Consider the following 12,325-nt stretch of genomic DNA (forward strand, 5'->3'; position numbering starts at 1 on the left):
ACAGAAGATGTGCAAATAAAGTTAGTGTTAGTGAAACTAAAATACCACGGGTTTGTAAAAGGCGTGGATTTCCTTTTCCATAAGATCGGCAGAAATTCCTTAATTCAATATGTGTATTCATTCGTAAAAATTCGACTTTAATACATAATTCTCCATCTTTTGTAGATTTATATTTTCTATCTATTTTTTATGTGGTTTACTAGAATAAGAATAGATAGGGGGAACAAATTTGGATATACAGGTACATGATATCTTTAAATATTCGGGGTATGGATATCTTATTATAGCGTTACTTAAATTAGTCGGTATTATTGAAGACTCTTCTTTTATGTTTTCTGCTTCAATTACAGCTCTAATTATTGTAGTTTGTGATTATAATGCAAGTAAAATCGAGATGAGGTTAAAATTAGCTAATAGTGAAGTAGACTCTATAGATAAATCGAAAATAAATAAATTAGAACAATCATATAGGAGAACTGGGAAAATTTTGATCTCTGGATTTGTGGTGGGGCTTTTTGTCTTACCAAATGTGTTGCCATATGTAATGTATCGTTTGAACTATTCGGATTTTATTCAAAATGTTTTACCTAATATAAATGATGGGCTAGCACTAGCTACATTAGGTTTAACATTTATAGTAATGAGCGTTAGGCAGAGACAAGAGATACAGCATTCCAGATAGCATGTATAAATGTAGAATGAATATATGCATTCATTTTTATTCTACATAATTTATTACACCTTAAGTGAAAACCAAGTAACATCAAGTTTCTGAGCAAATGTCGGATTCCTCCTGGGACGTCTGAAAATGAGTTGCAAATTATTGATACAATTTGGATTTATGGGAAAGTAGATTACGATGATGCTGTAAAGAAATTGGATTGGCTTTTTCAAAATGAATAGACAAAATATGAGGTAGAGGGAACCGCTCTATCTTTTTCTTTTTGCGATATCTTTAGTAGCTCCTAGGAGTGTTTAACTAGCCTGTGTACGTTGAGAATGAAGTAGAGGTGTATCCAGATGTACGATTGGAGTGCTACATAGTGTGGGAGTAGAGGGGGTGTTTTCCGATATATAGGTGGTCATTTTCTCATATATTATTGACCTGTTGCACTCACACGAATTGAAGTTACTAACGAAACGACATGAATAATATCATTACGATGGTAATTATGTCCCCTAAAAAATAGGGGACTAAAAGGGACTAAAATTTTTCTTGTTAAAGTAAAATCGCCATACAGCTTTTGTATATTTTGTGTGAAAGTAATGAACCTTTAAAAGTATTGCAAACCTTGATATACCAAGCGCTTTCTATCCTAACAGTAAGTGACCACATTCTAACTGGTGAAGTAACAACAGCAGAAGAACGCCAAACAACGTTCAACGATATGATCGTTGTAGCGTTAGAAGCAGCAATTCAAGACTAAGCTTAGCAAGGGTTTGTAGTTTGGAAGAAATTTCAAAGGGACTAAAAGGGACTATACTAAAAATTAATTAGATTTTTAATCCTCAATGGGTGACTCGATAAATGAGAGCCTGTTGAGGTTTTTTTGATTATAAAGAGTTGAAAAGCTCCGTAGCACTATTCTTAGGATATTTTTGCTGAAGGTTGTTTGTATAAGCATGTTCCTGAAGAGGTTTGTAGCATTGCTTGCTTCTAACGAGATTGAACAGCGCTCAACGTAATCGAGTGACCAACTATTCATATGTTCATTTCTCGATTCGCCTAAGAGTGCTGTTCAGAACTTGAATGACGGCAGATAAAGCCATGCCACACGTATGCAGTTCAGCACATGAGGCTTTCACAATGCCATAATAGATTTGATCGCCTTAATAGAATATCATGAAAGCCGTGCTGACCATTCGTTAGATGGTTTGTGAAGTTAAGTTATGATATTGAACGCAAAGTACATTCCAACTAGGATAGCTAACGTAATAAAAGGTTTGAAAACCCACTGTGGGGCTTTAATTATTTTCAAAACCACTCCTATAGCAACACCTGCTACAAGCATGATTATTAGAATAAGAGCTAATTGAATTGCCATGTTATTTATAACTGAATTATCTATAAAAAAATCCATTCTCTATTTCCTCCTTCTTTACATGTAATTGTAAATGAAGAAGCAAGTGAGAGCATTAATGTATTTTTGATATTAGTAGGATTTGTGCAACTTAATCGTTTGACCGTTACTCATAGCGAGACGATTAGGTCTAAATCATTTTAAGTTTGATTTAGCTTACAACAACAATCGTAGCAAGCTTACAGACCCATTTAACGATATTTAACGATCCTGTAACAGTTGATAGATTTGGCTTGGGCTTGTCTCAATGGACTTTAGGAAGCTTACATATTTAACAAAAAGGTAAAAATCCAACAATCACTATTTACAACCCTTTCACAGAATCCATATTAAACAATATATGTTAGGGCTATCATTTATCACTCAATCCTGTTAAATGAAAGAAACATTGACTATTACCACTATCCTAAATATTGGGTTTGTGATAACATATATCTGAATCTTTTAACTTTAGAAAATATGAAAGGAAGTGTAATATTCATATATGAAAAAGATATTGAAACCATTGATTAGTGTTATTGCCATTGGTGCCCTCTCTCTATCTATAAATATAGATAAAAATGTATTAGCTAATAATATTGCAAATTCATGTGATTATGATTCGGCATCGAAAGGGAATCCTGATTTTTCCACAATGAACTGTTTGTTAACCGAAACAGCACTGATTTATGATGTTCCTCCTGAAATTGTGAAGGCAATAGCGGAAGGTGAAAGTGGAAATTGGCGTCATTTCGATAAGAATGGTGAAGCGATTGTGACAGCTGATAATGGAATTGGTGTTATGCAAATTACAAATCAAGCCGGCTACAATCAAGATAGACTAAAAAGCGATATTGTCTATAATATTCAAGCTGGTGTAGAGACTCTAAATAATATGTTTAAGCGGAAGGATTTACCTAGCATCAACGGTGGGGAAAGAGATGTACTGGAACATTGGTACTTCGCTATCATGGCTTATAACGGTACTAAGCCAGTAAATAGTCCAATTGTCCAAGCAACTGGTGAAAGAAATGCAAATGCCTATCAAGAAAGAATTCTCCAAATTATTGAGAAATCGGAATTAATAGACTTGACGGAGCTAACTTTTTTACCCGAACATTTTCAATATGACTCTAACAGCAGGGAAAATATTGAATTTTCAGCGATGAACTATCATTTTGATTTACCATTAAATAAATCAAAGTATTTTTTTGAAACAAATCAAAAAGTTAGTGCAACTACTAATGTAACATTAAGGACAAGACCTACTACGGATAGTCCATCTATGGGTACTTTACGTGAAGGAGAAATTGTTACCATTACGGGTCCTTTTGTATATGAAGAAGTATCAACGAAGAAAAACCATTTTGTTTGGTATCCTGTGAAAAGAAGTGACGGGACAAAGGGGTATGTAGCATCAAGTTATTTAAACTACTCAGCTTCAACACCAACGCCAACACCTCCAACAACGGGAAACGTTGATGTATCAAAGTTTGCTGATTACAATGCAAACCAATACTGGGCTGAGGATTTTAAGTGGGCAGTCAACATCGGTATCATCAGTGGATACCCAAACGTGAAAAACCCATCAACAGGTAAGTACGAAAACTTACTTAAACCGTACAATAACTTAACGGAAAACCAAATGTTATCTATCCTATTTCGTTACTTCAAACCATCAGAACTAGCTTCAACGATAGCTAATACTTCATGGTATGGAGACGTAAACTACCAACTGGCTACAAAATACTCTCTACCAGTCCTAGGTGCAAACACAGCATCCAAACAAGCCATTGCAGGGAAGGATATCACACGGGGTAACTTCGCTCGTATCTTAGCTTCAATGCATTATGGTAAGACTGTATCTCAGTCAGAAGCTATTAAATTCCTTCGTGATAATGGTTTAACAACTACTAAAACAAATGAAGAGTTTAAACCAAATGATTCTCTAGCAAGAGCGCACACAGTGGCATTCTTCCACCGTTACGAACAAATATTCAATAACTAAATTGCTACTTACAAGTGAAAAGGTGACTATAAAAGTCATCTTTTCTTTTTTATGTTTAATAAATCCTTTCTTGATCCTCCTCGAACCTTTCATAACTAAATTCATTGAAAGAGATTGCTTGATGGGAGCTACAAAGTCTTGTGAGAAGCTACAGGAGAGGTTGAGGAAGCATAACAAAAGGACTTGCATGTAATGAGGTTGAATCATACACGTAAGTCCTGTTCATTTTGGAGAGAAGCACCTGTTTGTAGCACGACTATATACTTACCATTACGGAGTCAATAAATAATAATATTAAAAAGATACCGACAATATATTTAGAAACTTGCTTTAGCTTTTCATTTTCGTATGTTTTATTTAATAAGAAAAAGAATCCTATTACCCATATGCCATTTTGAAAAAAGGTAGCAGTAATACTTCTGAGCATATTAAGAATAAAGTATATGTCCATTGTTTCCCCTCATCTTTCTCTTGATATAGTTGTTTGGAAAGTTCTGCAATTTGGCTCGATTGTTGAATAACCGAATAATTAGTTGTTTGGTATATTATAGCGCATTTACAATTATTGGTTCGTCCTAATCTTAATTAAACTAAAGCCCCATTAGTCTAAGTTTAAATCTCCACAAAGTTCGTTTCTTCCTTCAAGAATTAAAGGTAATATAAATCATCAAAACTATGAAGAAAAATAATGTTTCAAGATTAATTAGAAGTGTATTGGCTTTTGCCTTTGAAAAAAACTTGATTCGTTTTACTAAGCTTGTATCCAGCACTATAAATAAATAATAAAAAATTAGTGAACTGAATAAAAACATAATACTTGCCATTAATAATTCTCTACTATTCCAGAAAGTAAATCCTAAAAATAATGCCCAAATACTTTTGAAAACATTTGCCAATCCTTCGAAAGGATTAGATAATGTTGCCATCATATAATCTCCTTGTTTATCTGTAATTGATTTATTAACATTATGTTTTACTATATATGTAATATGACCTGTTTGAAGTGTCATTGTAATCACTATCATAATTAAATAAACTAAGCCAAATATTGTCCCCACATGTAGAAATTCCGAATTTAATAATTGGTACAAAGCCAATGGTAAAGGAAACCACATTGCATACATCAATGCCATTAAGTTATGCAAAAAAGCAAACTCGTTATTTTTAACCAACTTTTGAAATGTAAAAACAATAATTAAAAATATCAATATTCCTATCCAGCCCAAAATTATTGTGGAAATTAACATAAGTCCCCCCTAGAGCTCATTTTAAAAAACCAAAATCTACTTTCCGTCGCTTCAGTTGTTCTTTCCGTCGTTTCGATGGCTCTTTCCGTCACTTGGTTGTTCTTCCGTCGCTTCAGTTGTTCTTTCCGTCGTTTCGATGGCTCTTTGCTTATAGTCTGCTAATCTGCGCCGTTCGTTGGATATCTGAATGATCAGTTGTTTGGTCTAGTTTAACACATTTCCAAATGTTGGGGTGGAGAGGTGTGTAAGTTGATAAAGTAAATTGTGAAGAAGTTCCGGTAGCTGGTGCTTTGTTAAGTCCCGCAGATCAGTGCTCAGATGATTCGAGTATGGGATAGATGGATACTTGATGGCAGACTGCTCTCGGGTCAATGTGAGAGCATAACAAAAGGACTTGTGTACAATCCTTTTATACTTATTATCACAGCGATTTAAATATACTTACAGGTATAAGCGTATCAAGGGATTAGTAGTTGGAAGAAATTATAAAAAGACTAGCCTTTACTTTACATCATTGATTAAAGCACCTGCCTGAGCCTTTTCTTTGTGAGTAGGGTTAGTGTTTAACGTTTTGTTTCCTTTATCCCGTTAAAAAGGGGCAAATGTGAAACGTATGCCATGAAAAGCGTAGCATGTCTGCGGTGATGATGTACAATACCGCTCCATTGGATCTTCAATTAAGAGGGGACCATAACAAAAGGACTTGCGTGTACTGAATTGTTATCATACGCAAGCCCTAGACTGGTGAAGTTGAAAATTCATTATTGTTTTGGAAATTAAATCTTTGGAATTGCGCCCGATCCTAAATTATTTTCATAAACAAACTTTGAACAAAAAACCCAATAAGAGGACTCATAATTTCCGAGAGGGAGACTAAACAGGGTGCACGACTTTTCGACCGTCTACCACAAAATGAGGAAGTCCCAATTTGACCAACCGAAGTACACTGGTGGCAAATATAGGCGAATGCTTAGACGGTCAAACCTTGCTTCGCATATCCTAAACCGAAATCGAAAGGGGGAAAATTATGCAATATTATGACCGAAACGATGGGGATTGGGATTATGACAGTTATGGAAGGCGTCGAAGAAGACGAGACCGTTATCCGTTTTACCCATTCTATCCATTCTTCCCACCATATTATCCGCCGTATTACCCGCCATATTATCCATACTATCCACCACGCTATCCACGTCCATACGGCTACTAATAAATAATGGATCTACTAAAAAATTAGAAACGACAACACCTTCAATATAGAGACTGTCGTTCCAGTTCGTTTATAGTAATCAGTTAAAACGTCCACAATTATGCCGAGGTAAATTTCAAAGAAAATAGGATAATTAAAAGGTCACTTTGTCAAAGTGACCCTGAATGAAGAGGAGTAAGGCTAGAAAGCTTTACCCTCTTATTTTTTCTACTCTGACAATACAACAGAGGCATTTGTAAATTAATATATGAAAGAAGCGCCGACAATAATTAAAAGAATAAATAGAACAACAATTAGAACAAATGTTGAACCGTTATAGCCACCTCCATAGCTATAACCCCCATAGTAACAATTGTTGTTATAATTACCCATATTTCCGCAGTAACCCATGAAGCATTCCTCCTTTCTACGTCTATAATATGTACCGTTATAAAAAGTGGAGGAGATATTTATCCAACTAAAAATCCCTTTGTATTAGAAATTTAGAAAATAATTATAACCTAACGTTCGATGAGAATTTAAAAGGGCCACCCAATCGAAGTGACCCCTCAGTAACAATTCAAGGCGGTGTAAGCTAACAATTAGCTTATATTATGATTATGACGGGATAGCCACTTTTACATAGTGTATTGCCTTAGAGAAAGAATTATTTTGCAATCTACAGCCAGAACAAAGAAATGATGCTTGGTACATAATTGTGTTGTCGATTCATCAAACGATTGATTTGATGTACTATCCCTTTGGAGTTCTACTAGAAAGCTTATCATTTTGGATAAAAAAGCAATTCTATTTAATGTCTATTCTTCACTTTATAATAACCTAAACCTTATGAATCATTTTCCATATTCTATTATTATTATCAATCGATTGAAAAGAGGGTAAAGTGATGATGGATTCTTGCTGCAATTGTGATTGTCACAAAAAAATATTTCGGTTAAATAAGTTGTCTTCCTGCCCGGATTGTCGATGTAGTTCAGTTCAATCTTATTTCCTAGCAATTTTACTTCAGGAGCAATATGGAGAAATCCCGAGACGGAGAAAATAGTTGTCTCTCTCTTAAATAAATCAGACGTAGCCCGGACAGTGACAGTATCGGTAGTAGATTGGCAAAATTGTGCCCAAGCAGAGATGCCAAAAGAAGCGTTCTTATGTGGAGAATCTCAACCTTCACTTTTTTATGGCACACCAACGCCTCTTACGTTTACCATACCAGCCAAAAAACTTCTCGTCGTTCACGCAACTCCGCAAAATATTTGGCTTCCAAATGATCCATGTTATGAGGTGCTTGTTATAACCCCAGGTGATCCTGTCCTTCCTAGTGATCCAGTCTTCCCTTCTGATCCCGTTATCTTTAATACATGGGGGATTAATGATTCAGGAGTGCCTCAAGAAGGAAATACAGTGTTACATCAACAGTTTCATCGAACGTTTTTTGTTTGAAATAGGGAAGAAGAAAAACTTCTTGTGAGTTAATACATGACTAGAACATATTTTCAAATTGATTGACTAGTCATTTTTTCTACTAATATCGTTAACCCAATTCAAGTGGTGTACGCCTTTTATAGAATGAAGTAGTACTCTTGCCAAACAAGCTCACTGGGCCATGCATTCATATTATCTAATGTGAGTACAGGTCTTTTTGTATTTTATATCCTTGATAGTTCGTTTAGCCAGTAGTTGTAATGAAGGAGATGGATTTGATGATAATCGATGTTTGTATTGCAAATGAGGAGCAGGACTGAATCTGATTATAAAGAGCTAATTAAAAGACGTAGAACGTGATATTCTAATAGCAAAGGAAGATGAAAGTGTAGTAGGTTTCGCAGTAAAGCTTCTCCATCTTTCAAATCGCTTATTCACGTAGATTAGGGTCACCGGAGGAAAGTGACCCTGAGTTATATTTTGAAGGTAAAGGGGTAAATTAGTATATCCTTAGTGAAAATATGATTAACAGATATATTTGCGTCGGCGAGTATTAATAATGCATGAAGCTTGCACCGACAATAATCAATAGAATGAATAGCACTACAATTAGGGCAAATCTTGAACTAGAGTTGTTGCTACCTGAATATTCCATTATCTTTTCCCTCCTTTCTTTAATCTATAGTATGTATAGTTGTAGAAAAGGGGAAAGGTAATCATCTAATCTATTTATTTTTTCGAAATTTATATTTATGAATAGAAATAGTTTTAAAATAGAAAAAGGTCACTCGGATAACAGTGACCCCGAAATGAGGAAGGATAAATTAGTTTCCTTTCCTATTACAGCATATTTTACATAGAAGATCATGTTGAAGGCTTTAGCTTTATCCATTCATGAATATTTCGAATAAAAGCTAAAGCCTTTTTAACATTAAAAAAAGAATGTTAAATTAATACATGAAAGTAGCGCCGACAATGATTAGAAGGATGAATAGAACAACGATTAGCACGAATGTAGATCCGTAACCTCCGCCAGAGCCACCAGAGCCACAATTGTAATTACCCATATTTCCGTAGTATCCCATAAATATTCCTCCTTTCTACAACCTATAATATGTACAGTTGTGGAAACGAGGAGAGTTAATCATCCAATCCATCCTTATTTAGTTGGAGCGGCCATTTCAGAAGAAAAATTTTTCTCAAGATTTTCTTTTGTTTCAGCATTGACGGTTTTTTCCTTTGCTTCTGCTTGTTCGCTAGCGGGAGCTTCATCTTTAGAAGAACATGCGGTTAGGAGTAATGTAGCCATTGCTCCAATATACAAAAATTTCTTCAATGCTATAACCTCCGTTATTGTTAGTTACCTTTTAGCTTGCACAAATTACACTTAGAATATAACGGAATTGGCAATGATAAAATTTGGATTTGCAGCAAAGAATGATTAATGGTTTTTAATTGCAGAAGCAATGCGTTCTGGGTAAACATGATCTAGAATCTCGATCGCTAAAGAAGATTTGTCATTCAAACAACAATCTAAAGTAAAAAAGTTTAATTATTTTCTTTATTTCATTTCAGAATCGTGTTTCATAATAATTTGAATCGTCAAGAACGCACTAACTAAAGCCGTTATCAACAGTAAAATCCCATCAGCATGAAGAATGTTAAAGCCGTAAACAATGCTCCCACAAATCACACAAGTTAAAGTATTCAAACCAAATAAAATACCCCAAACAACTTCTTTAAATCGTTTATAGGCTCTATTGCCTGTTAGAAATTTGATATAAAAGAAACAAATCAATCCTATGCCTAACACGATCATCAAAGAAGTAACGAAAGATGATGTAAAAGTAATCGGTTCCTCCCGTGCCATATCAACAGCAATAACATTCGTGAAATTAACCATATTGAAAGTAACTATACAAAGAAAAACGTAAAAGAACAAAATCCATTCGGCTACATATACCATCGGAACGATAAATTTTTTCAATACAGACGTACTAACCATACAAACTCACCTCCTTAAATTTGATATTTTTAGTTAAGACGGAAAAAGTAGACAAGAGTTTCATAAGGGACTGAATGAATACTATAGCTACAAAAGTATGCTAAAAAAGAGGCCAAATTAAGTCTCTTGGCTGCGCCGACAAATCGAAAAGAAATTTCCACACGGCAATCATCTTTCTTGACAGTCTACGTGGTTAAACAATAAGTGGGAGTGTAACTAAATTCTGAGAATTCAAAGTGGAATCTGTAAATTAAACAAGATTTACTCATTAAACAGTTATAGATAATGCAGTATAAACCGCATCCAATGTCCAATACTAAAGCTGTTTTAAAATATTCAGCATGAGAAAGGTGGATATCATCAGTGAGGTTATTAACAGTGGGAATTATAGGCGCTGCTGCTATTTTTAGTGTACTGAAACGCTTTGGGCTAACAAACAATGCACAACAAATGACACAAGGAACGACACCAGTACAATTAGTAGCAAATAGTAATCCACTTACCGCCAATACACCAAAACAGTAAGTAGAATAAGCAAGATCAAGCTTATAGACCTTTCTTTTTCCAATGGTCTATAAGTTTTTACATAAAAAACACAGATAAAAATGAGGAGTAATTATGACGAATTATCAATTAATATATGATGTTTACAGTTATACCCATGTACAATATGATTGTCTAAAGAATGTAAATGAAAAGGATGATTAAAGTTGTTACAAATAAGAAGGGTTTATAAAGAAGATTTTCCTAACGGTAAAAAAATTATCTATCAATACACCTCCGATAACTACTATGATGTTTCCTATAAAGAGCGCGAAAATGGCTGGGTAATTGATTTTACATTAAAACCTTTTAACACACCCTTTCATAAATATTTAGAGGGAGACATTTTTGAAGATTATATTGAAGGTATTGAATGCTATATTGCTGAGTTTGATGGAAAAGAGGCGGGAATAGTTAGCTTCAGTCATGAAGAATGGAATAATGTGTTAAGAATTAATGATATTCATATTTATCAATCTCATCAACATAAAGGGATTGGTAGCAAGCTTATGGCTTTGGTCAAAAAGCGAGCAGCAGAAAAAGGGGTGAGGGCAATCATTTTAGAAACGCAAACTTCTAATTATCCCGCCATACAATTTTATATAAAGAATGGATTTCACCTTATTGGATGTGACCTATTAAGTTACTCAAATAATGATATTGAAAAAAGGGAAGTTAGAGTTGAAATGGGACTTGTTCTTGAAACATAATTATCGAAAAAAGGGAGTTTACGCTAAGGCAAAATATCATTATGCAGGAGATTTTCCAAATGGCTTGGCAATTAAATATGCTTTCGTACATACTATGATGTTCTTAGGCTGGATTGTCGATCATGACCTATTCAGTGAAGAATTTGAGGAAGATCGTATTAATGAAATTGAAAAGTTTAAGCAAAGAGCGCTGACAGGAACACAAATATATGAAATGTGGGATGGTGTTCTGTCTGAAGATAAGTAAAGCGATGAAGGAATGGAATTTGTGAATGATTATTTTGATTTCGAAAAGGGGCTGTTTTTACATGATTATGAAGCAACGTTCCCACGAGTGGAGGCTAGTCAAAGTAGCAAAGGACCAAATTTAAGCTCTTTATAGGATTAAAAAGGGAGAACATGTTTCAAATCGTGTTCTCCCTAACTTTATTTATCGACTTTGAGTTTGAAGAGCTAATTTAACGCCTAATCCTATATAAACGAAACCGACAGCCTTTTCAAGCCAACGAGAGCTACTATTTGTTCTCGTAAAGATTTTTTCACCAATAAAGCTTGTAATGATGGCTAATAAAATAGTATATAAAGCGCTCAAGACAACAAAGGTAATACCTAAAATCAATAATTGTACAGTGACTGATTGTCCATTAGGCTGAACAAATTGTGGTAAAAATGCTAAGAAAAATAATGCCGTCTTTGGATTTAATATTTCTGCTAAAAAACCTTGTCGGAATGAAGTACTTGCAGGGCTTTGTTCAACAGTTGGTTTTTCAAGTTTTTGTGGTTTTGTTAGTAGCATTTGAATACCTAAATAAACAAGGTAAGCGACACCTATATATTTCACTACTTCAAACGCAGTGGCAGAATTCATTAAAATAGCTGATAAACCTAATACAGCAGCTAATGTATGAACTAAGTCACCTAGCCCAATGCCTAATGCGGTGAAAATACCGTTCTTTTTACCACCTTTCAGCGTTTGCGTGATCGTGATGATAACAGCAGGACCAGGAATTAAAAATAAGAGAAGAACTATTGCGATAAAAGATAACATGCTTGACCATCCTATTCTAATAAACTTAACATTCCATCCATGCAATCAGAAGATTGGGAGAATATAATGCAA

At 34.6% G+C, this 12,325-nt stretch carries 15 protein-coding genes and 1 pseudogene; 8 read left to right on the top strand and 8 right to left on the bottom strand.

From position 1 onward, the window contains the following. Positions 1–229 precede the first annotated feature (229 nt). Entirely contained in the window at positions 230–682 is a 453-nt protein-coding gene (locus AB9L17_RS11800; RefSeq protein WP_375200697.1) for a hypothetical protein, read from the top strand. A gap of 619 nt (positions 683–1,301) precedes the next feature. Next, positions 1,302–1,427, top strand: a pseudogene (locus tag AB9L17_RS11805) (purine-nucleoside phosphorylase); the annotation flags it as partial. 456 nt (positions 1,428–1,883) lie between these two features. On the opposite strand, the gene AB9L17_RS11810 reads toward AB9L17_RS11805, so the two are convergent. Continuing rightward, complete coding sequence (locus AB9L17_RS11810) at positions 1,884–2,081, bottom strand: hypothetical protein (RefSeq protein ID WP_068984152.1); 198 nt, start codon at positions 2,079–2,081, stop codon at positions 1,884–1,886. A 484-nt stretch (positions 2,082–2,565) separates the two neighbouring features. On the opposite strand from AB9L17_RS11810, the gene AB9L17_RS11815 reads away from it, so the two are divergent. Then, positions 2,566–4,068 (top strand): SH3 domain-containing protein, encoded by a 1,503-nt coding sequence (locus AB9L17_RS11815; protein WP_375200698.1) that lies wholly within the window; start codon positions 2,566–2,568, stop codon positions 4,066–4,068. A gap of 641 nt (positions 4,069–4,709) precedes the next feature. On the opposite strand, the gene AB9L17_RS11820 is transcribed toward AB9L17_RS11815, so the two are convergent. Continuing rightward, positions 4,710–5,315, bottom strand: coding sequence for a hypothetical protein (locus tag AB9L17_RS11820; protein WP_374966758.1), 606 nt, complete (start codon positions 5,313–5,315; stop codon positions 4,710–4,712). A gap of 1,027 nt (positions 5,316–6,342) precedes the next feature. Between AB9L17_RS11820 and AB9L17_RS11825 the strand changes: the two genes are divergently transcribed. Continuing rightward, complete coding sequence (locus AB9L17_RS11825; RefSeq protein ID WP_375200699.1) at positions 6,343–6,525, top strand: hypothetical protein; 183 nt, start codon at positions 6,343–6,345, stop codon at positions 6,523–6,525. A 240-nt stretch (positions 6,526–6,765) separates the two neighbouring features. Here AB9L17_RS11825 and AB9L17_RS11830 read toward each other — a convergent pair whose 3' ends face one another. Further along, the gene (locus AB9L17_RS11830) at positions 6,766–6,897 is read right to left on the bottom strand and encodes a YjcZ family sporulation protein (protein ID WP_139114411.1); all 132 of its coding nucleotides are present in this window, start codon (positions 6,895–6,897) and stop codon (positions 6,766–6,768) included. Positions 6,898–7,608: 711 nt separating this feature from the next. On the opposite strand from AB9L17_RS11830, the gene AB9L17_RS11835 reads away from it, so the two are divergent. Beyond that, on the top strand, positions 7,609–7,965 hold the full coding sequence (locus AB9L17_RS11835) for a hypothetical protein (protein WP_375200700.1): 357 nt from the start codon (positions 7,609–7,611) through the stop codon (positions 7,963–7,965). 535 nt (positions 7,966–8,500) lie between these two features. On the opposite strand, the gene AB9L17_RS11840 is transcribed toward AB9L17_RS11835, so the two are convergent. From AB9L17_RS11840 to AB9L17_RS11855, 4 genes are all read right to left on the bottom strand, one after another. Further along, complete coding sequence (locus tag AB9L17_RS11840; RefSeq protein ID WP_083226959.1) at positions 8,501–8,602, bottom strand: YjcZ family sporulation protein; 102 nt, start codon at positions 8,600–8,602, stop codon at positions 8,501–8,503. Between the two features lie 295 nt (positions 8,603–8,897). Then, positions 8,898–9,014, bottom strand: coding sequence for a YjcZ family sporulation protein (locus AB9L17_RS11845; protein WP_139114412.1), 117 nt, complete (start codon positions 9,012–9,014; stop codon positions 8,898–8,900). Between the two features lie 92 nt (positions 9,015–9,106). Continuing rightward, positions 9,107–9,283 carry a hypothetical protein gene (locus tag AB9L17_RS11850; RefSeq protein WP_175401711.1) on the bottom strand — a complete coding sequence of 59 codons (177 nt, stop codon included), beginning with the start codon at positions 9,281–9,283 and terminating at the stop codon, positions 9,107–9,109. A gap of 225 nt (positions 9,284–9,508) precedes the next feature. Then, positions 9,509–9,952 (bottom strand): hypothetical protein, encoded by a 444-nt coding sequence (locus tag AB9L17_RS11855; RefSeq protein ID WP_223554362.1) that lies wholly within the window; start codon positions 9,950–9,952, stop codon positions 9,509–9,511. Between the two features lie 363 nt (positions 9,953–10,315). Here AB9L17_RS11855 and AB9L17_RS11860 point away from each other — a divergent pair, with 363 nt between their 5' ends. From AB9L17_RS11860 to AB9L17_RS11870, 3 genes are all read left to right on the top strand, one after another. Next, positions 10,316–10,477: a hypothetical protein gene (locus AB9L17_RS11860; RefSeq protein ID WP_375200701.1), complete on the top strand. Its 162-nt coding sequence runs from the start codon at positions 10,316–10,318 to the stop codon at positions 10,475–10,477. 185 nt (positions 10,478–10,662) lie between these two features. Further along, positions 10,663–11,205 carry a GNAT family N-acetyltransferase gene (locus tag AB9L17_RS11865; protein ID WP_375200702.1) on the top strand — a complete coding sequence of 181 codons (543 nt, stop codon included), beginning with the start codon at positions 10,663–10,665 and terminating at the stop codon, positions 11,203–11,205. Then, positions 11,195–11,452 (top strand): hypothetical protein, encoded by a 258-nt coding sequence (locus AB9L17_RS11870; protein WP_375200703.1) that lies wholly within the window; start codon positions 11,195–11,197, stop codon positions 11,450–11,452. The genes AB9L17_RS11865 and AB9L17_RS11870 overlap by 11 nt, the downstream gene beginning before the upstream one ends. A gap of 183 nt (positions 11,453–11,635) precedes the next feature. Here AB9L17_RS11870 and AB9L17_RS11875 read toward each other — a convergent pair whose 3' ends face one another. After that, complete coding sequence (locus AB9L17_RS11875; protein WP_223554367.1) at positions 11,636–12,253, bottom strand: LysE family translocator; 618 nt, start codon at positions 12,251–12,253, stop codon at positions 11,636–11,638. Positions 12,254–12,325 lie beyond the last annotated feature (72 nt).

This window comes from Lysinibacillus sp. RS11, from assembly GCF_042019215.1.
Lineage (GTDB): Bacteria > Bacillota > Bacilli > Bacillales_A > Planococcaceae > Lysinibacillus > Lysinibacillus xylanilyticus_A.

Bases quoted from the DNA above. Each gene is read 5' to 3' on its own strand.
- AB9L17_RS11840 (WP_083226959.1), bottom strand. From the start codon at position 8,602: ATGGAATATTCAGGTAGCAACAACTCTAGTTCAAGATTTGCCCTAATT.
- AB9L17_RS11855 (WP_223554362.1), bottom strand. From the start codon at position 9,952: ATGGTTAGTACGTCTGTATTGAAAAAATTTATCGTTCCGATGGTATAT.
- AB9L17_RS11810 (WP_068984152.1), bottom strand. From the start codon at position 2,081: ATGGATTTTTTTATAGATAATTCAGTTATAAATAACATGGCAATTCAA.
- AB9L17_RS11815 (WP_375200698.1), top strand. From the start codon at position 2,566: ATGAAAAAGATATTGAAACCATTGATTAGTGTTATTGCCATTGGTGCC.
- AB9L17_RS11820 (WP_374966758.1), bottom strand. From the start codon at position 5,315: ATGTTAATTTCCACAATAATTTTGGGCTGGATAGGAATATTGATATTT.
- AB9L17_RS11830 (WP_139114411.1), bottom strand. From the start codon at position 6,897: ATGGGTAATTATAACAACAATTGTTACTATGGGGGTTATAGCTATGGA.
- AB9L17_RS11845 (WP_139114412.1), bottom strand. From the start codon at position 9,014: ATGGGTAATTACAATTGTGGCTCTGGTGGCTCTGGCGGAGGTTACGGA.
- AB9L17_RS11825 (WP_375200699.1), top strand. From the start codon at position 6,343: ATGCAATATTATGACCGAAACGATGGGGATTGGGATTATGACAGTTAT.
- AB9L17_RS11875 (WP_223554367.1), bottom strand. From the start codon at position 12,253: ATGTTATCTTTTATCGCAATAGTTCTTCTCTTATTTTTAATTCCTGGT.